This is a genomic window from Hyphomicrobium sp. GJ21 (assembly GCF_001006785.1).
In the GTDB taxonomy this organism is placed as follows: domain Bacteria; phylum Pseudomonadota; class Alphaproteobacteria; order Rhizobiales; family Hyphomicrobiaceae; genus Hyphomicrobium_B.
Window position 1 is genome coordinate 432,984 of sequence record NZ_CDHO01000001.1, and the last position, 19,065, is coordinate 452,048.

20 protein-coding genes are annotated in these 19,065 nt (G+C 61.8%); all 20 read left to right on the plus strand.

Translation table 11 applies throughout. From position 1 onward, the window contains the following. Window positions 1-55: 55 nt before the first annotated feature. A complete protein-coding gene (murJ, locus tag HYPGJ_RS02110) occupies window positions 56-1,642 on the plus strand; it encodes a murein biosynthesis integral membrane protein MurJ (protein ID WP_046845639.1) in 1,587 nt (528 codons plus the stop codon). 69 nt (window positions 1,643-1,711) lie between these two features. Continuing rightward, window positions 1,712-2,749, plus strand: a complete 1,038-nt coding sequence (trpS, locus tag HYPGJ_RS02115) for a tryptophan--tRNA ligase (protein ID WP_046845640.1) — start codon at window positions 1,712-1,714, stop codon at window positions 2,747-2,749. Between the two features lie 65 nt (window positions 2,750-2,814). Continuing rightward, window positions 2,815-3,315, plus strand: coding sequence for a universal stress protein (locus HYPGJ_RS02120; RefSeq protein ID WP_041922132.1), 501 nt, complete (start codon window positions 2,815-2,817; stop codon window positions 3,313-3,315). Window positions 3,316-3,459: 144 nt separating this feature from the next. Continuing rightward, the gene (locus HYPGJ_RS02125) at window positions 3,460-4,014 is read left to right on the plus strand and encodes a NifU family protein (protein ID WP_046845641.1); all 555 of its coding nucleotides are present in this window, start codon (window positions 3,460-3,462) and stop codon (window positions 4,012-4,014) included. A 68-nt stretch (window positions 4,015-4,082) separates the two neighbouring features. Further along, window positions 4,083-4,673 (plus strand): malonic semialdehyde reductase, encoded by a 591-nt coding sequence (locus HYPGJ_RS02130; RefSeq protein ID WP_046845642.1) that lies wholly within the window; start codon window positions 4,083-4,085, stop codon window positions 4,671-4,673. Between the two features lie 11 nt (window positions 4,674-4,684). Continuing rightward, window positions 4,685-5,383, plus strand: a complete 699-nt coding sequence (gene tsaB / locus HYPGJ_RS02135) for a tRNA (adenosine(37)-N6)-threonylcarbamoyltransferase complex dimerization subunit type 1 TsaB (RefSeq protein WP_046845643.1) — start codon at window positions 4,685-4,687, stop codon at window positions 5,381-5,383. Beyond that, complete coding sequence (gene rimI / locus HYPGJ_RS02140) at window positions 5,380-5,868, plus strand: ribosomal protein S18-alanine N-acetyltransferase (RefSeq protein WP_046845644.1); 489 nt, start codon at window positions 5,380-5,382, stop codon at window positions 5,866-5,868. The genes tsaB and rimI overlap by 4 nt, the downstream gene beginning before the upstream one ends. Before the next feature lie 113 nt (window positions 5,869-5,981). Further along, the gene (locus HYPGJ_RS02145) at window positions 5,982-6,440 is read left to right on the plus strand and encodes a Fur family transcriptional regulator (RefSeq protein ID WP_046845822.1); all 459 of its coding nucleotides are present in this window, start codon (window positions 5,982-5,984) and stop codon (window positions 6,438-6,440) included. Between the two features lie 5 nt (window positions 6,441-6,445). Continuing rightward, complete coding sequence (locus HYPGJ_RS02150; RefSeq protein ID WP_046845823.1) at window positions 6,446-7,324, plus strand: lysophospholipid acyltransferase family protein; 879 nt, start codon at window positions 6,446-6,448, stop codon at window positions 7,322-7,324. Between the two features lie 71 nt (window positions 7,325-7,395). Further along, complete coding sequence (miaB, locus tag HYPGJ_RS02155) at window positions 7,396-8,745, plus strand: tRNA (N6-isopentenyl adenosine(37)-C2)-methylthiotransferase MiaB (protein WP_052750760.1); 1,350 nt, start codon at window positions 7,396-7,398, stop codon at window positions 8,743-8,745. Window positions 8,746-8,870: 125 nt separating this feature from the next. Then, complete coding sequence (locus tag HYPGJ_RS02160) at window positions 8,871-9,872, plus strand: PhoH family protein (RefSeq protein ID WP_013217436.1); 1,002 nt, start codon at window positions 8,871-8,873, stop codon at window positions 9,870-9,872. Continuing rightward, window positions 9,872-10,387, plus strand: a complete 516-nt coding sequence (gene ybeY / locus HYPGJ_RS02165; RefSeq protein WP_046845645.1) for an rRNA maturation RNase YbeY — start codon at window positions 9,872-9,874, stop codon at window positions 10,385-10,387. Before HYPGJ_RS02160 ends, ybeY begins: the two co-directional genes overlap by 1 nt. A 21-nt stretch (window positions 10,388-10,408) precedes the next feature. Next, window positions 10,409-11,434, plus strand: coding sequence for a hemolysin family protein (locus HYPGJ_RS02170; protein ID WP_244465977.1), 1,026 nt, complete (start codon window positions 10,409-10,411; stop codon window positions 11,432-11,434). A gap of 20 nt (window positions 11,435-11,454) precedes the next feature. Then, window positions 11,455-13,077 carry an apolipoprotein N-acyltransferase gene (gene lnt / locus HYPGJ_RS02175; protein WP_244465978.1) on the plus strand — a complete coding sequence of 541 codons (1,623 nt, stop codon included), beginning with the start codon at window positions 11,455-11,457 and terminating at the stop codon, window positions 13,075-13,077. A 111-nt stretch (window positions 13,078-13,188) separates the two neighbouring features. Beyond that, on the plus strand, window positions 13,189-13,653 hold the full coding sequence (locus tag HYPGJ_RS02180; protein ID WP_013217440.1) for a helix-turn-helix transcriptional regulator: 465 nt from the start codon (window positions 13,189-13,191) through the stop codon (window positions 13,651-13,653). Between the two features lie 200 nt (window positions 13,654-13,853). Further along, the gene (gene metK / locus HYPGJ_RS02185; protein ID WP_046845826.1) at window positions 13,854-15,071 is read left to right on the plus strand and encodes a methionine adenosyltransferase; all 1,218 of its coding nucleotides are present in this window, start codon (window positions 13,854-13,856) and stop codon (window positions 15,069-15,071) included. A gap of 148 nt (window positions 15,072-15,219) precedes the next feature. Beyond that, a complete protein-coding gene (gene trmB, locus HYPGJ_RS02190) occupies window positions 15,220-15,939 on the plus strand; it encodes a tRNA (guanosine(46)-N7)-methyltransferase TrmB (protein ID WP_244465979.1) in 720 nt (239 codons plus the stop codon). A gap of 124 nt (window positions 15,940-16,063) precedes the next feature. Further along, window positions 16,064-16,705, plus strand: coding sequence for a ribosome maturation factor RimP (rimP, locus tag HYPGJ_RS02195; RefSeq protein WP_046845647.1), 642 nt, complete (start codon window positions 16,064-16,066; stop codon window positions 16,703-16,705). A 4-nt stretch (window positions 16,706-16,709) separates the two neighbouring features. Further along, a complete protein-coding gene (gene nusA / locus HYPGJ_RS02200) occupies window positions 16,710-18,341 on the plus strand; it encodes a transcription termination factor NusA (RefSeq protein WP_013217444.1) in 1,632 nt (543 codons plus the stop codon). A gap of 32 nt (window positions 18,342-18,373) precedes the next feature. Next, window positions 18,374-19,054 (plus strand): RNA-binding protein, encoded by a 681-nt coding sequence (locus tag HYPGJ_RS02205; protein WP_046845648.1) that lies wholly within the window; start codon window positions 18,374-18,376, stop codon window positions 19,052-19,054. Window positions 19,055-19,065 lie beyond the last annotated feature (11 nt).

Below are 19,065 nucleotides of genomic sequence, written 5' to 3' on the forward strand. Positions count from 1 at the left end.
GGGGAGGGGGCTAGCGCTTGCATACGGGATCGAACCTCTATACGCGGCTTCGCCCATGAAGCTTTACCGGTCGTTCGCAACCGTCGGGGGATGGACGCTGCTCAGCCGCGTGTTTGGCTTCGTGCGCGACATTCTCATTGCCGCCACGCTCGGCTCCGGCTGGGTGGCCGATGCGTTCGTCGTTGCGTTTCGCTTCCCGAACCTTTTCCGGCGTCTGTTTGGCGAAGGCGCATTCAACTCCGCGTTCGTTCCGATCTTTGCGAAAAAGCTCGAAGGCGAAGGGCCGGAGGCTGCGCGGACCTTTGCCGAAGAAGCGATGGCAGGACTGCTTTTCGTTCTGCTGATCGTCACGATCTTCGCTGAACTGACGATGCCGTTCTTGATGTATGGCCTGGCGCCGGGATTCGATGCGACGCCGGACAAGTTCGAGCTGTCCGTGCTGCTCACGCGCATCACGATGCCGTATCTGCTCTGCATGTCGCTCGTGGCGCTGATGTCGGGGGCGTTGAATTCGGTTGGGCGATTCTTCGAGAGCGCGTCGGTTTCGGTCGTGCTCAATCTCGTCATGGCGGTCGCGACGCTGATCTCGCTTTGGCTCGGCTATAAGCGTGAGCCGGAAGCGGGTATCATCCAGGCTTGGGCGGTTTTCGTTGCCGGTTTTCTGCAACTCGCGCTGCTGATGTGGGGCATGCACAAGGCCGGGATGCGCCTCGGCTTTCGCTGGCCGCGCATGACGGACGATATGCGCAGGCTGGTAAAGCTCGGCATTCCCGGTGTTATTTCCGGCGGCGTCACGCAGATCAACATTGCGATCGGAACCGTCATCGCGTCGCTGCAGCCGGGCGCCGTATCGCAGCTTTATTATGCCGATCGCGTTTACGAACTGCCGCTGTCGATCGTCGGCATCGCTGTCGGCGTCGTGTTGCTGCCGGACGTTGCGCGGCAGTTGCGTGCCGGTGATACGGCCGGCGTCATGGACAGCCAGAACCGCTCGCTTGAATTTGCGATGCTGCTGACGGTGCCGGCGACGCTGGCGCTCGCGGTCATCCCGCACGATATCGTCCGCGTGCTCTTCGAGCGTGGCGCGTTTCATCCTGAGGACACCGCAAACACGGCGTCCTTGCTTGCAATGTTCGCGCTCGGTTTGCCGTCGTTCGTGATGATCAAAGTTTTTTCGCCGATTTATTTCGCGCGAGAGGATACGAAGACGCCGATGCGTTACGCGGTCATCAGTCTGACCGCCAACACGATCGGATCGATCGTGCTGTTTTTCGTGCTGCGCGAACTCGGCATGATGCCCCAGCTCGGCATCGCGATTGCGACGACGCTCGGCGGCTGGCTCAACGCTTATCTGCTGTGGGCAAAACTTCGCAAACACGATGATTTCATCGCCGATGCGAGACTGCGACGGAACGTGCCGCTGATCATCGTCGCCAGCGTAGCGATGGTTGGCGCGTTGCTGGCGACGAGCTATGTGCTTGCGCCGTATCTCGGGGCAGAAGCCAGATTCGTCGAAAAGACGGCGGCGCTGGCGGTCGAGATCGGCGTTGGAGTTTCGGTTTTTGGCCTGTTTATCCTGGCTTTCGGCGTCATGTCGCTCCGGCAGCTCGGGACGTTCGTCCGACGGCGCGGCAAAGCCTGAGAGCGGGCTTGCCTCCGGACGCCCGGCACGCGATAAGGCGGCCCAATCCTCGCAACACGGTACTTTCCCATGAAAATCGCGCCGCTCGTTTTTTCCGGCATGCAGCCGACCGGAAGCCTGCATCTCGGCAACTATCTCGGTGCGATGGTCAACTGGATCGAGATGCAGAAGACGCACAGCTGCATTTATTGCGTTGTCGATCTGCACGCGATCACGGTCTGGCAGGAACCGGCCGAGCTTCGGCATGCGATCCGGCAGGTGACGGCAACGTATATCGCCGCCGGTCTCGATCCGAAAAAAAGCATTCTGTTCAATCAATCGCAGGTCAGCGCACACGCGGAGCTTGCCTGGATCTTCAATTGCGTGGCGCGGCTTGGCTGGTTGAACCGCATGACGCAGTTCAAGGAGAAGGCCGGCAAGGATCGCGAGCAGGCGTCCGTTGGGCTTTATGCGTATCCGAACCTGATGGCGGCGGACATTCTGGCTTATCGCGCGACGCATGTTCCGGTCGGTGAAGACCAGAAGCAGCATCTCGAATTGGCGCGCGACATCGCGCAAAAGTTCAACAACGACTTCAACAAGGAGATCGTTGCGGCTGGCTTCGAGGACGGCATTTTCTTCCCGCTGCCGGAGCCTGTCATCACGGGACCTGCGACGCGCGTCATGAGCCTGCGCGACGGTACGAAGAAGATGTCGAAATCCGATCCGTCCGACCTTTCGCGCATCAACATGACGGACGACGCGGATACGATCGCGAAAAAGATTCAGAAGGCGAAGACGGACCCGGAACCGCTGCCGAGCGATGAGGAGGGTTTCGAGGGCCGTCCCGAGGCTGAAAATCTGGTCGGTATCTACGCGGCGCTGAGCGGTCAGCCGGTGGCGAATGTGCTCAAGGATTACGGCGGGCAGCAATTCTCGTCGTTCAAGAAGGCGCTTGCCGAAGTCGCGACCGAGAAAGTCGGCCGTATCGGCGCAGAGGCCGCGAAGCTGATGGGTGATCCGGCCGAGATCGACCGCATCCTGGCCGATGGTTCGGCGCGAGCGCGGGCCGTGACGGAGCCCGTGATGGCCAAGGTCAAGGATATCGTCGGCTTCATCCGGAGCTGATGCGTGGCGAAAGTGCGCTGAGAGCGAGCGTTGCGGCGAAGCGCAATGAGTGGCAGCATCGCGACATGAAACCGCGCCGCTCTTTCGAAGAAGGCCATCGCCGCAAGTTCCTGATCGTCGTTGACGAAAGCCAGGAAGTTGAAAGCGCGCTTTATTACGCAGCGAGCCGGATGCAGCGATCGCTCGGATCGATCGTCATGCTTTATGTGATCGAGCCGGGAGAACTGCAGCACTGGTCCGGCGTGCGGCAGGTGCAACTCGAAGAAGAGACGACGAAGGCCAAGGCGCTGTTTCGTCTATTTCGCAGGAAGCTGTCGCTGGCCGGTTTCGAAACTGTCGAAACCGAGGACGTCATTCGCGAGGGCCGACTGGCGGAAGAAGTGGTCAACGCGATCGCCGAGGACGAGGACATCGCCGTCCTGGTTCTGGCCGCATCGGTCGATGCGAAGGGGCCGGGGCCGCTCGTCGCGTCTCTGGCAGCGGGCCGGGCCGCAGGCGGGTTTCCGGTGCCCGTCACCGTGGTTCCGGGACAGCTCTCACTCGCCGAGATCAAGGCGTTGGCTTAAAATCGTGTTGAGATATAGTGCTGGTATAGGTGAATCAGCCGCGCTCGACAGAGCTTCGGGCGTTCCTATATTAGAGGAATTCTAACAGACGATTGGCCGGATGCTGCTATTCTGCCGTCGTGAGCTGAACCGAAGCGAGATGCCATGTTCATTCAGACCGAAGCTACGCCTAATCCGGCGACCTTGAAGTTCATTCCGGGCAGGGATGTGCTTGCCGGAGGCACCGCCGACTTCCGCACGCGCAACGAGGCCGTCGCCTCGCCGCTCGCGACGCGGCTGTTTGCGATCGATGGCGTGGATGGCGTGTTCTTGGGCTCCGATTTCATTTCAGTGACCAAAGGCAACGTCGAGTGGCAGCACCTGAAGCCGATGGTGCTGGGCGCGATCATGGAACACTACATGTCTGGCGCGCCGGTGAGCGACGAGGAAGATTCCAACGACGACGGCGCCGAAAGCTACGATCCGGAAGACGAGGCGACCGTCACGACCATCAAAGAATTGCTCGAGACTCGCGTTCGCCCGGCAGTGGCGCAGGACGGCGGCGACATCACGTTCTCGGGGTTCCGCGATGGCGTCGTTTATCTGCACATGCGGGGCGCGTGCTCGGGCTGTCCGAGTTCGACGGCAACGCTTCGTAACGGGATCGAAAATCTGCTCAAGCACTTCTGTCCCGAGGTCACCTCGGTGGAGGCGGTTTAGAGCCGAACGACTTTCAAACCCCGCTCCGGCGGGGTTCTTTATGTCTGCTTTGCGATGGAGACGGCTTGATGGCGGAGCCACTGGATAGCGCGGCGCTCGATCAATTGTTCGACAAGGCGCGCACGAACAATAAATGGCTACCGCGCGAGGTGCCCGATGAACTCCTGGCGCAAATTGTCGACCATATGAAATGGGCGCCGACGAGTGCCAATTGCTCGCCGGTTCGAATTGTTTTCGTCAAATCGAAAGAGGCGAAAGACCGCCTCAAGCCGCATCTCAGCGCAGGCAACGTCGCGAAAACGATGGCGGCGCCGGCGACCGCTATTCTCGCCTACGATCTCAAGTTCTATGAGTATTTGCCTAGGCTATATCCGCCCGCAGATGCCAAAAGCTGGTTTGTCGGAAAGAAAGAGCATGCCGATACGACGGCATTTCGCAACGGCACGTTGCAAGGCGGCTATTTCATTCTGGCGGCGCGTGCATTGGGGCTCGATTGCGGCCCAATGTCGGGATTTAGTAATGCTGGGGTCGATGCCGAGTTTTTTGCCGGAACGGACATAAGGTCGAATTTTCTTTGTAATCTTGGTTACGGTGATCCGGCCGGTGTCTATCCGCGCTCTCCAAGATTTAATTTCGACGAAATCGCCAGGATCCTATAGTCTGCCTAAGGATGAATATTCTTTCGATCGATACCTGTTTTGATGCGTGCTCGGTGGCTGCCGGGAGGGGGCTGCGGACGCTCACTCCGGCGATCTCGTTTGCATTCGAGGCGATGCAAAAGGGGCATGCGGAACATCTGTTTCCTATGGTGCAGACCGTCATGGGCGAGGCGAACCTGGAGTTCCCTGCGCTCGACCGTATCGCCGTGACCTGTGGGCCTGGGACATTCACGGGGACGCGTATTTGTGTTTCAGCGGCGCGCGCCTTTGCGCTTGCGACAGGAGCCGAGTTCGTCGCCGTGTCCAGCCTGCGACTGATGGCGATGAGTTCGTTCATTCCAGCGGCGCCCACGCGGCATGTTGCGATCGCCACCGATGCGCGGCGCGGCGAGGTCTATTTCGAGGTCTTCGACCGGCACTCGCTGAAGAGCGTCGGCGGACCGCAGTGCGCAGCCATCGAGGATGCCGCGCGCGGGCTTGGATCGTCACCGATCGTCATCGCGGGGTCGGGAGCTGAAGCGCTCGCCGCGGCAGCGCGGCAGTTGGGCGTCGAGGCGACCGCCATCCTGCCGGGGCTTTTGCCAGACGCGTTTGATCTGCTGTTCATGGCTGCCGAACTGCCGACATCGGCGTCGGTCAGCCCGCTTTACCTGCGTCCGCCCGACGCAAAGCCTCCGGCCCCCAGTCCGTTCGTCGGAGCGGGGGTATGAGTTCCAACGTCACGCCGTTTCGCAACGTCAAACACGCCAGCATGCTTTGGGCCGCGCCGGAGCGGGCCGAAGAAATCGCGGCGCTGCACGCGAAACTCTTCGATCCTCCGTGGGATGCGGCGGCGATCAAGGGGCTGCTCGAGCATCCAGCCGCGACGTCGCTGATCGCCGTTGCGGGGTCGCCGAAAGCGGTCATCGGATTCGTTATCGGACAGCTCGCAGCGGATGAAGCAGAAATACTTTCGATCGGCGTGGCGCCGAACTGGCAGCGCGCGGGTGTTGCGGCCGGATTGCTCGAAGGGCTCGCGCGTGCGGCGCGCCGGGGCGACGCGAAGCGCATTTTTCTCGATGTTGCGGAAGATAACGACGCGGCGCGGGCGCTCTACCAGAAGCTCGGATTTGCCGAGGTCGGACGGCGCAAACGGTATTATCATCGGGCTGGCGCGGAGCCTGTCGATGCCTTGACGCTCGCCTGGACGCTTTAGCGAAGACCGGCCGGCAAGCCCCGTATAGACGCGGCGCCCTGCGGCTGCCTATAACGCGATGAAGTCCCAGCGATTCACAGACTGAGAGCCGCCTCATTTTGATGCCGGATGCCATGTCCGCGAGACGCGCGAAAAGCCTTACGCCTATTGAATCCCGCTGCGCCGAGTATGGCCTGCGCATGACGGGACAACGCCGCGTGATCGCGCAGGTGCTTTCCGCGGCGACCGATCATCCCGACGTCGAGGAAGTGCATCGGCGCGCGCATTCCGTCGATCCGCGCATTTCGCTTTCAACCGTCTATCGGACGCTGAAACTTTTTGCCGCGAAAGGAATCCTCGAGCGGCACGACTTCGGCCACGGACGCGGTCGCTACGAGACGACGATGGGCAATCATCACGATCATCTTCTCAATGTCGAGACCGGGCAGGTGATCGAGTTCTCCAACGCCGAAATCGAAGCCTTGCAGGAGCGCGTCGCACGCGAACTCGGGTTCGAACTCGTCGGGCATCGTCTCGAGCTTTACGGCGTGCCGATCGCGAAGAAGAAAACGGCGGGTCGCAAGGGCGAGTGACGCCGATGGCAACGGGATCGCTGCGTGCTTCCGCCGTGCTAGCCGCGTTTTTCGGGCTGACGGTGCCATTGATGCCGGTGCAGGCGATATTGCTTCGGGTTTCCGACAGAGCCGCACGCCGCTTTCCGCACTGGTATCACAGGCAGGTGTGCCGTCTTCTCGGCGTGAAGCTCAACATCGAGGGCAGCGTCGCGAAAGGCGCGCCGGTTCTGCTCGTTTGCAATCACACATCCTGGCTCGATATTCCCGTGCTCTCGGCGTTGGCGCCGGTGTCATTCGTCGCGAAGCTCGAAGTCGGAAGCTGGCCGTTCGTCTCCGCGTTGGCGCGGCTGCAGCGTTCGGTGTTCGTCGACCGGACGCGGCGGCTCGCGGCGGGGAATGCGGCGAACGCGATCACGATGCGGTTGCAGCAGGGCGATACGATCGTTCTGTTCCCGGAGGGAACGTCGAGCGACGGCAATCGTGTGCTGCCGTTCAAGACGTCTTTGTTCGGCGCGGTTGCGGGCGCGACGGTGCCGGCGGCCGAGCCGGTCGTCGTGCAGACGGCGGCGGTCGTTTACACGCACATGCATGGCGTCCCCGTCACGCGCGCGGAGCGGCCGCGGATCGGGTGGTATGGCGACATGGAAATGACGTCGCACGCCTGGGGAGTTTTGAAGTCGGGGGCGATCACGGTCACGATCAAGGTTGGGCCGCCGGTGCCGCTCACGGATTTCAAGGATCGCAAGGATCTGGCTCTGAAGAGCGAACGCGCCATTCGCCGGGATGTCCTGGCCATTTTGCGCGGGCGGCCGGATGGTGACTTGGTGCCGGTCGAACCTTCGCAGGAAGCCCGGCGCACCAAGGTCGCGGCACCGGTGCGAAAAAGCGACAAATGGACATGAATGGCCGCTTTTGTGCTATGCGCGTCGTTCGAACGTTCCTGTTGCAACCTTTTGTCGGCTGATCTCAAGACGTGAACCGTCCCGAACGCAAAACCTATTTTCTGAAGACCTTCGGCTGTCAGATGAATGTCTACGACAGCGAGCGCATGGCGGAAGCGCTGGCGCGCGATGGGTATTCCGAAACGTCCGACGTCGATGGCGCCGATCTCGTTATTCTCAACACCTGCCATATCCGCGAGAAGGCGGCGGAGAAGGTCTATTCGGAACTCGGCCGCATCCGCGACGTGAAAAACGAGCGCGCCAAGGACGGCAAGAACACGGTGATCGCGGTTGCGGGTTGTGTTGCGCAAGCCGAAGGACCGGAGATCACGGCGCGGCAGCCGGCCGTCGATCTGGTGATCGGGCCGCAGAGCTATCATCGGTTGCCGGAACTCATTGCGCGCACGACGGTCGATCGCAAGCACATCGTCGAAACGGAATTTCCGGGAGACGAGAAGTTCGCGCGCATGAAGGCGCCGCGCCGCATCTCGTCGCCGTCGGCGTTTCTGACGATCCAGGAAGGCTGCGATAAGTTCTGCACGTTCTGCGTCGTGCCGTACACGCGCGGTTCGGAATACTCGCGATCGGTTGCGAAAATCGAAGCGGAAGCGCGCGAGCTTGCCCGTGCAGGCGCGAAAGAGCTCGTTCTCCTCGGCCAAAACGTCAACGCCTATCATGGCGAAGGCGCGGATGGACGAACGGCGAGCCTCGCCGATCTGATCCGGACGCTCGCTGCCATCGAAGGCGTCGAACGCATCCGCTACATGACCAGCCATCCGCGCGACATGAGCGATGATCTGATCGCCGCGCACGCGGACGTGCCGCAGCTGATGCCGTTCCTGCATCTGCCGGTGCAATCGGGGTCCGATCGCATACTCGCGAAGATGAACCGAAAACATACGGCGGCGGAGTACGTCGATCTTATTGCGCGCATCCGAAAGGCGCGTCCCGACATCGCGCTGTCGAGCGATTTTATCGTCGGCTTTCCCGGCGAGACGGAGCAGGATGCCGAGGATACGATCGCGCTGATCGAGGCGGTGGGCTTCGCGCAGGCGTTCTCGTTCAAATACAGCGCGCGCCCCGGAACGCCAGCCGCTGGACATGGTGACCAGCTCGACGAGGCGGTGAAGTCCGAGCGGCTGCTGCGGCTGCAGGCCGTTCTCGATGCGCAGCAGGTTTCGTTCAACGCCCAGAGCCTCGGCGGGGTTGTTCCGGTCCTGTTCGAGCGCAAGGGGCGCGAGGCCGGGGAATTTGTCGGCCGGACGCCCTATCTCCAGCTCGTTCATGCCGCAGGGGATGGCGATCTGATCGGAAAAACGGCCAATGTCGCCGTCAACGAAACCCGCCGGTCGAGCCTTTCGGGTGTCATTTCGGCGGCATAATATGACTCCCGTTCGGCCTCCTGATATGGTGGGTTAACCACAGGGAGCCGGTGCCGGGCGCGCTGGGCGCATGGTAACGTCGGTGGGCTTGGTCGATTCGATTGACGTCAAAAGGAGTGTCGGGATTGGCAGCATTTCGCGGGGCGTCCGCGCCAGCGTCGAGACGGCCCAACAAGCCGGAACAGGAAACCGCTCGCGTCGTCGTGCCCTTTGAAGACAATCGCCTGCTCACGCAATTGCTGGGCGAATACGATAGCCATCTCGCACTGATCGAAGACCGCCTGGGTATCAACGCGCACGCTCACGGGAATGTTGTTATTCTGACTGGCCCGGCGAACTCCTGCGAGATTGCGCGCGGCGTTCTGGAAAAGCTTTATGCCCGTATTGCTAAGGGCGAAACGATCGGAGCCGGCGACATCGACGGGTTGATCCGCCATTCGCGCTCCGAGGACACTGCAAGCGACGGGCAGGCGCAGGTCGCGACGCGACGCAAGGTCGTCAAGGCGCGCACTCCGACGCAAAGCACCTATATCCGGGCGATCGACAAAAAGGACTTGGTTTTCGGTCTTGGCCCGGCAGGTACCGGCAAGACGTACATCGCCGTTGCGTTCGCCGCACATTGCCTTGAGCGCGGACTGGTCGAGCGCATCATCCTGTCGCGACCGGCGGTCGAAGCGGGCGAGCGGCTGGGCTTTCTGCCGGGTGACATGCGCGACAAGGTCGATCCCTATCTTAGGCCGCTTTACGACGCGCTTTATGACGTTCTGCCGCCGGAAAAGGTCGAGCGCGACATTGAGACGGGCGTCGTCGAAATCGCCCCGCTGGCGTTCATGCGCGGGCGCACGCTCTCGAATGCCTTCGTGATCCTCGACGAAGCGCAGAACACGACCAGCATGCAGATGAAAATGTTCCTGACGCGTATCGGCGAAGGCTCGAAGATGGTCGTGACGGGGGACCCGTCGCAGATCGATTTGCCGTTCGGGACGAAATCGGGGCTCGTGGAAGCCGTCGACCTCCTCTCGAATGTCGACGATATCTCCATCGTGCGGTTCGAGGCTCAGGACATCGTGCGCCGCGATCTCGTCGCGAAGATCGTCGACGCCTACGAAAAGCCGAAGACCGGCTGATGTCGGAACCTCCACAACCGGGCATACCTCGCGTTATCGAGGTTGATGTCGTCGAAGACGATGGCGACTGGTCGTCGTTACCTGATGCGCCAGACCTGATCGCGCGCGCCGCTGCTGCCGTCGCTCAGGAACTGGGCGACAGCGATGGTTCCGGCCTCGTCGCCGTCGCATTGTCGTCCGACGCCAGCGTCGAAGTCTTGAACGGGCAATTCCGTGGCAAGCCGAAGCCGACGAACGTCCTGTCGTTCCCGGCGGGAGAGGGCGCGCCCGACGATTTCATCGGCGACGTCATCCTGGCGGCGGAGACGGTCCGGCGCGAGGCTGACGAGCAAGGCGTTCCGCCCGAGCACCATCTGCAACATCTCGTCGTCCATGGGATTCTGCACCTTTTTGGCTTCGATCACATGTCAGCGGATGAAGCCGAGCAGATGGAAGCCATTGAAATTTCTATTCTTTCAAGGCTTGGCGTCGCAAATCCCTACACGGGCGCACTGGAAACCGGTACAAGTGGCTGACCATCCCCCCGATACATGGCTATGACTGACCGAACACACGACAAATCGACATCCGACATCCTTTCCGAAGGAGGTCGCCAGTCCAGCGTTTCCACCTGGCTGAACATTCTCCGCGCGAAGCTCGGTTTCGCCGTTCCGCAGAGCGTCCGTGATGCGCTCGAAGGGGCGCTCAAAACCGATGCGTCGACGAGTTTCACCGACACCGAACGCAAGATGCTGGAACGCCTGCTGCGTTTCGGGTCGAGCCGCGTCGTCGAGCTGATGGTGCCGCGGGCCGAGATCACGGCGCTCGATGAAAACGAGTCGATCGCCGAACTCCTCGAAACGTTCGAGGAAGCGGGCGTCTCGCGCATTCCGCTATTCCGCGAAACGCTCGATGATCCGCGCGGCATGATCCACATTAAGGATCTGTTCCGGTGGTTCATGGCGGAAGCCTCGGGCCGTCCGGTGCGGTCGGGCAAGATCGAGGGCGGGGAGGATGCTCCGGTTGCGGGCAAAATTGTACTGCAGAACATCGATCTCAACCGGCCGATCACCACTGTGAAAATCCGCCGTCAGATCCTCTATGTGCCGCCGTCCATGCCCGCCGTAGACCTGCTGATCCGCATGCAGTCGACGCGCATTCACATGGCGCTGGTCGTCGACGAGTACGGCGGGACGGACGGACTAGTCACGATCGAAGACCTCGTCGAGCAGGTCGTCGGAAACATCGAGGACGAACACGACGACGATGAGGAAATCAACATCGTGTCCGATCCGAAGCTCGGCGTCGTGGCCGCGGGACGCACGGAGATCGAGGAACTCGAAAAGCATCTCAAGCTGAAGCTGACGCCGGAAGATGAGGAAAGCGACGTCGATACGCTCGGCGGCCTGATCTTCTCGATGCTCGGCCGTGTTCCGGCGCGCGGCGAGCTGATCCATCATCCGTCGGGCATCGAGTTCGAGATTCTCGATGCCGATCCGCGGCGCGTGAAGAAAGTCAAAATTCATCCGGCGCGCGCGCTGCCGCAAAGCACGAAGGCATCAGCCGAAGCGCCGAAGGCGTGATGGAGGCGCCGAGCCAGACAATGCGTGCAGCGTCGCCGATGCCGGCGCTGGCAGCTGTACGCGCGCGCGTGATGGGGCTCAGCGGCTGGAAGCGCGCGGCGGTGGCGATCGCGGCGGGCGGGCTTTCTGCATTGGCGTTCGCGCCGATCTTCGCCTTTCCGGTGCTATTCCTGACGCTCCCGGTATTCGTCTGGCTGATCGACGCAAGCCCCGGATGGCGGCGCGCCGCAAGCGCCGGATGGCTGTTCGGCTTCGGCTATTTCTTCTGCAATCTGTTTTGGGTCGGGGAAGCGTTTCTCGTCGAAGCGGATAAGTTCGCGTGGCTGCTGCCGTTCGCGGTGACGCTGCTGCCCGCTGGCCTCGCGCTATTCTGGGCCGCGGCGGCGGCGCTGGCGCGTAGGTTCTGGCTGCCGGGTCTGGCGCGGGTTTTCGTGTTCGCAGTTGCGCTCGGCGTCGTCGAATGGCTGCGCGGACATGTTCTGACGGGGTTTCCGTGGAACGTGCTCGGTTATTCGCTGACGTATCCGCTGCCGCTGATGCAAAGCGCGGCGCTGTTCGGAGCCTATGGTCTGACCGCGATCGCGGCTTTCGTTTTTCCGGCGCCTTTGGTGATGATGGCGGACAGGGACGAGCGATTGCGTTTCGGGGACGTTGCACGCGCGATCGCCGTGGGTGTTGCTCCGATCGCGGCCCTTTGCCTGTATGGCGCCTGGCGGCTTTCAGCGCCGGAAGCCTTCGTGCCCGACGTCAAGCTGCGCATCGTTCAACCGAGCGTGCCACAGCGCGAGAAATGGATGGCGGAGTACCAGCGCCGGATCTTCAACGATCACATCGCGCTGTCGCTCGCCAACCCGAAGGGCGAAACGGATTCGCTCGCCGGGATCACGCATCTCGTATGGCCGGAAGCGGCGATGCCGTTCTTTCCGCTGGAGACGCCGACCGCGCTCGACATGCTTGCGGCGATGCTACCGCAGGGCACGACGCTGATCACGGGCGGGATCCGGCACGATCCGCCGCTTGGGCCCGACCGGCGGCTGCTTCCCGGCACGCGCGTTCTGAACAGCATTCTCGTATTCAACGACGCGGCGAAGGTCGATGCCATCTACGACAAGATCAAGCTCGTGCCGTTCGGCGAATATGTGCCACTGGAATCGGCGCTGTCGCATATCGGCATCGAGAAGCTGACGCATGGGCGCGGTGCGTTTGGCGAGGGCGTTACGCCGCGGCCGCTGATGACCATTCCCGGGCTGCCGCCGGCGCTGGGGCTCGTCTGCTATGAAGCATTGTTCGGCGGCGAAGTCGTACAGGGTGCGGCACGTCCGGGAGTGCTCCTCAACGTCACGAATGACGGCTGGTTCGGGCAGTCGACCGGGCCTTACCAGCACTTCCACCAATCCCGCATCCGCGCGGTGGAAGAAGGCGTTCCGCTCATCCGCGCCGCCAATAACGGGATTTCGGCTGTCGTCGATCCCTACGGCCGGGCGCTGCAAACGCTCGGTCTCGACGTCCGTGGCGTCATCGATAGCGGCCTTCCTCAGGCGTTGACGCCGCCGGTCTACGCCAGGGCGGGAGACTGGATGCTGGCGCTTGTTCTTGCGGCATTTTCGATGATGGCGGCCATTTCCGCGAAATTACGCCGTTAATCAAGGATTTGCGGGCAACTTGTCACGGCATCGCTCGGCGATTGACCTTGGTCATGCGTACACCTAGGAAGTGTGCAAGCTATCTTGGGTTTTACTGTTGGCTGTAGAGCGATGGCGGACGACATTTTGATCGTAGAAGAATCGAGCGAGGAAGTTGCACGCGGATCGCGCCGTGCTAACCCTATGGACGTCCACGTTGGCTCGCGCGTCCGGCTGCGCCGCATGTTGCTTGGCATGAGCCAGGAAAAGCTCGGCGAGCACCTGGGTCTCACATTCCAGCAGGTTCAGAAATACGAGAAGGGCGTGAATCGCATCGGCGCCAGCCGTCTTTTCGACCTGGCGAAGGTGCTCGGCGTGCCCGTGCAATTTTTCTATGACGAAGCGCCGTCGGGTGTGCAGACGACGGGCAATGTGATTGCGGGTTTCGCGGAGCAGCCCGGCGAAAGCTACGTCGTCGATTTCCTCGGGACGCGCGAAGGCCTGGAACTGAACAAAGCTTTTGCGCGGATTTCCGATCCGAAGGTTCGCCGCTCGATCGTCGATCTCGTGCGCTCGCTCGCGGGCGAGGAGAGCTGAGCAAGCTGCGCCTCCGCTATTCTGACGCGGCTTGCGAATTTCGCGAATAACATTCGGTCGTGGATCGGGCGAACGGCTTCGTGTCCGTGAACTTGACCGCGAAAGCCGGGACTGCGACAAACCGGCGCTTTTCCGAAGGTCGGCACCTGCTACATCGGCTCTGCCTTCCGTTAGGCACATCGGAAGCAAGTTCCTTCAACATGGGGGCCAAAGTGGCGCGAAAGTCTTTCCTCTTCACAAGCGAGTCCGTTTCCGAGGGCCACCCGGACAAAGTCTGCGACCGTATCTCGGATGAAGTCGTCGACGCGTTCTATCGCGAAGGCCAGAAAGAAGGCCTCGATCCGTGGAGCATCCGCGCCGCCTGCGAGACGCTGGCGACGACCAATCGCGTCATCATCGCTGGTGAATCGCGCGGCCCGCGCGACGTGACGGTTGCGGCGATCGAAGCGATCACGCGCAATGCCATCAAGGACATCGGCTACGAGCAGGACGGCTTCCATTGGGCGAACTGCAATATTGAAGTCCTGCTGCATTCGCAGTCGTCCGACATTGCACAGGGCGTCGATGCCAAGCAGCCGACGAACCAGGAAGAAGGCGCGGGCGATCAGGGCATCATGTTCGGCTATGCCTGCAACGAGACGCCGGAGCTGATGCCGGCGCCGATCTATTACGCGCACAAAATTCTTTTCGATCTCGCGGCCGCGCGGAAGGGCAAAGTCGGCGATGCCGCGAAGCTCGGTCCGGATTCGAAGAGCCAGGTGACGGTGCGTTACGAAGACGGCAAGCCGGTCGGCGTGACGCAGATCGTCGTCTCGCACCAGCATATCGACGAAGAGCTCAGCTCGCGTCAGGTGCGCGAGATTGTCGAGCCCTACGTTCACAAGGCGCTGCCTGAGGGCTGGATCGGCAAGGATACGATCTGGCACATCAACCCGACGGGCAAGTTTTTCATTGGTGGTCCGGACGGCGACACCGGTCTCACGGGGCGCAAGATCATCGTCGATACGTACGGCGGTGCGGCTCCGCACGGCGGCGGCGCGTTCTCCGGCAAGGACCCGACGAAGGTCGACCGTTCGGCGGCATACGCTGCGCGCTATCTCGCGAAGAACGTCGTTGCGTCGGGTATCGCGGATCGCTGCACGATCCAGCTCGCCTACGCGATCGGCGTTGCGAAGCCGCTGTCGATCTACGTCGATACGCACGGCACCGGCAAAGTCGACGAAGCTGCGATCGAAGCGGCTCTCGGCACCGTCATGGATCTGACGCCGCGGGGAATTCGCGCGCATCTCGATCTCAACAAGCCGATTTATGCGCGGACGTCGGCCTACGGTCACTTCGGACGTCCGGCTGACAAGGACGGCGGCTTCTCGTGGGAGCGCACCGACCTCGCGCCGAAGATCGCCAAGGCCGTCGGCTAAGGACATCGGTAAGTTCGTTTAACGGAAACGGCTGCGAAAGCGGCCGTTTTTCTTGGCTCTTAGACGATCTACGGACCTCGCTCCATGGCCGGGCTTGACCTAGAGCCAAGGCGATAACGTTCATAACTTAGCCCTGGATGGCCGCCTCATGGGCGGCCATGACGTGGGTGGAATGGTGACGCAGGTCGTGACTGGCGACGTTGACGAAAACGACGATCACGAGCGTGAGCTTCGATCCTACGGGCGGCGCCGGGGGCGGAAGCCGAGCGCGCGTCAGGCCGCGCTGTTGCGTGACGTGCTTCCCCGCGTCGCCGTCGATCCGCAGTCATTGCCCGAGGCGGTTCAGACTTGGCTCGAGATCGGCTTCGGCGGCGGCGAGCATTTGCTGGAGCAGGCACGGCGCAATCCGCAGGCCCTGCTCATCGGCTGCGAGCCGTATGAGGATGGCGTCATCAAGGTGCTGACGGCCATCGAGGACGACGGCCGCAAGAACATCCGCGTTCACATGGGCGATGTGCGCGACGTGCTGCGTCAACTGGCGCCAAGCTCTCTCGATCGTGCGTTCGTTCTGTTTCCGGACCCCTGGCCGAAGCGGAAGCACCGAAAGCGGCGCCTGGTTAATTCTTCGTTGCTCGACCTGCTGGCGCGGGTGCTGAAGCCCAATGCCGAGCTTCGGATCGCGACGGATATCGGCGACTACGCGCGGACGATGCTCGAGGCTTTCCAGCTTGAACCGCGCTTTATTTGGCAGGCTGAAGGGCCGGACGATTGGCGCGTGCAACCCGCCGACTGGGTCGAAACCAAATATGAATCCAAGGCCGCCGAAGCCGGGCGGCGACGCTATTATTTCCGCTTTTTGAGGGCCTGAGGGCGTTCGAGCCTTGCGTGTTGGCTCGACTTCGCCTATCTAGCAGTCATTCCAATAACTCGATGATCAAATTGAGAGTGGACCTCCGGGCCCGCTCCAAACGGACTTTAGCTCAGGACCGCCATTGCAAGACCCGATCGCCAGCAACGCACCGCTTGAAGACAGCGGCCCCGACACGCGCCGTTTTCTGCGCGAAACGGGCGTTGCAGCCGAGGTCGCCGCGATCGTCGAACCTGTGCTCGAAGATCTGGGCTTCCGCCTGGTGCGCGTGAAAGTGCAAGGCGGCGGCGCGACGGCCGACAGAATCGTGCAGCTGATGGCGGAGCGCCCCGACGGTTCGATTACCATCGACGACTGTGAGATGATCTCGAAGCAGGTTTCGCCGGTACTCGATGTCGCCGATCCCGTCTCGGGTGCCTATCGCCTGGAAGTCTCGTCGCCCGGTATCGACCGTCCGCTCGTTCGGCCAAGCGATTTCGAAGACTGGTCCGGTCACGAAGCCAAGATCGAATTGACCGAGGCTGTTGGCGGACGCAGGAAATTCAAAGGTATGCTCGAAGGCTTCGAGGATGGCGAAGTTCGCATCGAAGCCGATACGGGCGAGCACGGCATCCAGCATCTCGGGCTGCCGGTGCATTTGATCTCGGATGCGCGGCTGGTGCTGACGGATGAACTCATCCGCGAAGCTCTCGCCCGCGCCAAGAAACGACACTCTGACCGGCCCGGCGACGGCGCCGAACTCGACGAAGACGATCTGGAGGATTGATCCCATGGCCATGGCAGGCATCAGCGCCAACCGGCTTGAGCTTTTGCAAATTGCCGACGCTGTCGCGCGCGAGAAGACGATCGACAAGAAGATCGTCATCGAGGCGATGGAAGATGCCATCCAGAAAGCCGCCAAGTCGCGCTATGGCGCGGAGAACGACATCCGCTGCGAGATTGATCCGAAGACGGGCGAAGCGAAGCTGACGCGCGTGCTCGCCGTTGTCGAAGCCGTCGAGAACGATGCGACGCAGATCACGGTCGAAGACGCGAAGAAGCGCAACCCGGAAGCCAAAGCCGGCGACATGATCGCCGAGACGCTGCCACCGCTGGAGTTCGGCCGCGTCGCCGCGCAGAACGCCAAGCAGGTCATCGTGCAGAAGGTGCGCGAGGCCGAGCGTGACCGGCAGTTCGCCGAGTACAAGGATCGCGTCGGCGACACGACGAACGGCACTGTCAAACGCGTCGAATACGGCAACGTCATCGTCGATCTTGGTCGCGCCGAAGGCATCATCCGCCGCGATGAAATGATCCCGCGCGAGAACGTTCGCCTCGGCGATCGCATCCGTGCTTTCATCTATGACGTGCGTCGCGAGCAGCGCGGCCCGCAGATTTTTCTGACGCGTGCGCGTCCGGAGTTCATGTCGTCGCTGTTCCGCGCTGAAGTGCCGGAAATTTACGACGGTGTCGTCGAGATCAAGTCGGTCGCACGCGATCCGGGCAGCCGCGCGAAAATCGCGGTGATCTCGAAGGATTCATCGATCGATCCGGTCGGCGCCTGCGTCGGTATGCGCGGTGCGCGCGTGCAGGCGGTCGTCAACGAGCTGCAGGGCGAGAAGGTCGACATCATCCAGTGGAACCCGGATGCGGCGAGCTTCATCGTCAACGCGCTGGCGCCTGCTGAAGTCACCAAGGTCGTCCTCGACGAAGATTCCAACCGCATCGAGGTCGTCGTTCCGGAAGCGCAGCTGTCGCTTGCGATCGGCCGTCGTGGTCAGAACGTGCGGCTCGCGTCGCAGCTCACGGGCTGGGACATCGACATCCTGACGGAACAGGAAGAGAGCGAGCGGCGTCAGAAGGAATTCGCGGAACGCACGCAGCTCCTTATGGATGCGCTCGACGTCGACGAAGTCATCGCGCAGCTTCTGGTAACGGAAGGCTTCGCGAGCGTCGAAGAAGTTGCTTATGTCGATATTTCGGAGATCGCCCACATCGAAGGTTTTGACGAAGGTACGGCGGAGCAGATCCAGATCCGCGCGCGTGAATTCATCGAGCAGCAGGAAGCGGAGCGCGATGCGAAGCGTCGTGAACTCGGCGTTGCAGACGAGCTTGCGGAAATCCCCGGCATCAACACCGCGATGATGGTGGCACTCGGCGAGAACGGCATCAAGACCGTCGAAGATTTCGCGGACTGCGCAACCGACGAACTCGTCGGCTGGACGGATCGCAAAAAGGACAAGGACACCGAGCCCGTCAAGCACAAGGGCTTCCTCGATGGCTTCGAGCTGTCGCGAACCGATGTCGAGAACATGATCATGGCGGCGCGCGTTCATGCCGGCTGGATCAAGGCGGAAGACCTGCAGAAGCCTGCGGAAGGCGAACCTGAAGCCGCGTCGGAAGACGCCGGCTCTCAGGGCTAAGGGAATGTTCGGAGGAGCAGACAGCGCGCGTGATGGTAGAGCGGCAAGACCAGCCAGCGTCGGACCGGGGCGACAACGCCTCCGGGTCCGAGCGCATGTGCGCCGTCTCGCGGCAAAGCCTTGATCCGCGCCTTCTGATCCGGTTCGTGCTGTCGCCTGACAGCACCGTCGTCCCCGATCTCGAACGCCGCCTGCCCGGGCGCGGCGTCTGGGTCGGCTGCGACCGTCGGCTTGTTGAAAAAGCCGTCAAAGCCAATACGTTCGCGAAGAGCCTGAAGACGCGTGCCGAGGCTTCATCTGACCTCGCCGAGCGTGTCGATGGCCTGATGGTTAAGCGCCTCATGGGCACGCTTTCGCTCGCAAATAAGGCGGGTTTGGCGGTGTCGGGCTTCGAGAAAGTCTCGGCGGCTTTGGACAAGGGACCTGTGGCTGTGGTGCTGCACGGGGCAGAGGCGTCGCCAGACGGGCGGTCCAAGATCGACCGGAAATTTAAGGCTATTCAGGCATCTCGGGGACTTACTGCCGCGATTGTCGATGTTCTGACGATCGATCAAATGAGCTTGGCTATTGGCCGCGGAAGTGTGGTACATGCTGCCCTCACACCCGGAGGCCTGTCGGATCGGTTTCTCGAGGAAGCGGAACGCCTGACGCGTTACCGGTCCTCGGCGACAGAGGCCGGCAATGGATTTTCTGAAACGCAAAGCGAAGGCTGAACGGACAACGC